Annotated in this window: 1 protein-coding gene; it reads right to left on the bottom strand. The window is 44.7% G+C overall.

Annotated elements, in window-relative coordinates:
- Nucleotides 1-41: 41 nt before the first annotated feature.
- Complete coding sequence (locus Q0340_RS06885) at nucleotides 42-1229, bottom strand: O-antigen ligase family protein (RefSeq protein ID WP_298082694.1); 1188 nt, start codon at nucleotides 1227-1229, stop codon at nucleotides 42-44.
- Between the last annotated feature and the right edge of the window lie 47 nt (nucleotides 1230-1276).

The following is a 1276-nucleotide window of genomic DNA, read 5'->3' as shown; positions in this document are numbered from 1 at the left end:
CCACGCAAAAAGCGCCGCAAAAGCCAAAACCGCCGCGTAGATCATCGCTCAATCCTCATGCGATAAGCTAAAAAGCTTAGTATCGTAGCAAGGCTTAGCGCTTCTTTCGACAGATACGCGCCGTGATCGAACTGACAATCTATCAAAAGATATATCAGAAGCGTGAGAACCCCAAATTGCTTGCTTTGAATGCACTCCTTAAAAACGCTAAATAGGATCAAGCCGTAGAAGACGAGGCCGAGCACGCCGCTATAAAGTAAAATTTCTAAAAATAAATTATGCGGCGCGTTATATTCAGGATGCTCAAGGACCGGAGAGCCCGGCAAATTTATATATGAGCCCAGCCCGTAGCCTAAGATAGACTTTTCTTGCGCCATTTCTAAAATATAGCTCCAAATCACGGTCCTGCCTGAAGAATCGCCGCTAAATAGCGCGGCTAGCCTTTGCTCAAACGACGGCGAAAGCGCAAGCAAAACGGCAAAAATCGCGATGAAACCCACCGTGAAAAGTAGGTATTTTTTGCTTAGGCTCTTTAAATTTAGCGCGCTGTAAAACACAAGCGCACAAAACGCACCGACCCACGCCGCCCTAGAAAATGAAAAGATCATAAAAAATGCAAATAAAAATAGAGCCGCAAATTTGAGCGCCAAAGGCCGCCGTATCGCCACCGCGCTAAGGCAGAGCCCAAAGCCCATAAAAAGCCCTAAAATATTGCGGTTCGAAAGCGCTCCGCTAAGACCTCCGCGAACAGAGTCGCTTGAAAAAACGATCGCATCGGCGCTGCTTACAAGCTGATAGATCACGCTTACCGATAAAATTCCAAGCCCCACGAACAAAAAGGCAAAAACGGCGTTTTGATCAAAAAATTTAAGCTTGTAAAAATAGCAAAGTACCAAAAATATCGCGCCGTATCGAAGGACGAAAAATAGCGTGCTCTGCCATGCTTTTTTTGAGATCACGGCCTCGTTTAGGAGGTTTGAGATCGCTAGCGTCGCAACGACACAGACGAAGCAGATCGCGATAAATCGCGTCTTTTTCAAAATTTCGCTTAGAACCAAGTAGTTTTTAAAATACAATAGATGCGCCAAAAAGAGTAAATTTAGCGCTGCAAAGGAGATCTGATAGACCGCGTTTTTAAAAAACAGCGACGCGCACCAAAGAAGCAGCAGCGTTAAAAATGTGATCCTCCAGCCGCTAGGCGCGCCGTTTTCGTAAAAAAATTTTTTCATATTAAACTCTCATAAACCTTTATCGTTTTTTCTACCATCTGCTCTAG

Source organism: uncultured Campylobacter sp., assembly GCF_938045595.1.
GTDB lineage: Bacteria > Campylobacterota > Campylobacteria > Campylobacterales > Campylobacteraceae > Campylobacter_B.
The sequence above is the reverse complement of the archived record's forward strand: the minus strand, read 5'-3'. Positions and strand labels throughout refer to the sequence as shown.

Excerpts from the sequence above, each read along its gene's own strand:
- Q0340_RS06885 (WP_298082694.1), bottom strand. The coding sequence starts at position 1,229 with ATGAAAAAATTTTTTTACGAAAACGGCGCGCCTAGCGGCTGGAGGATC.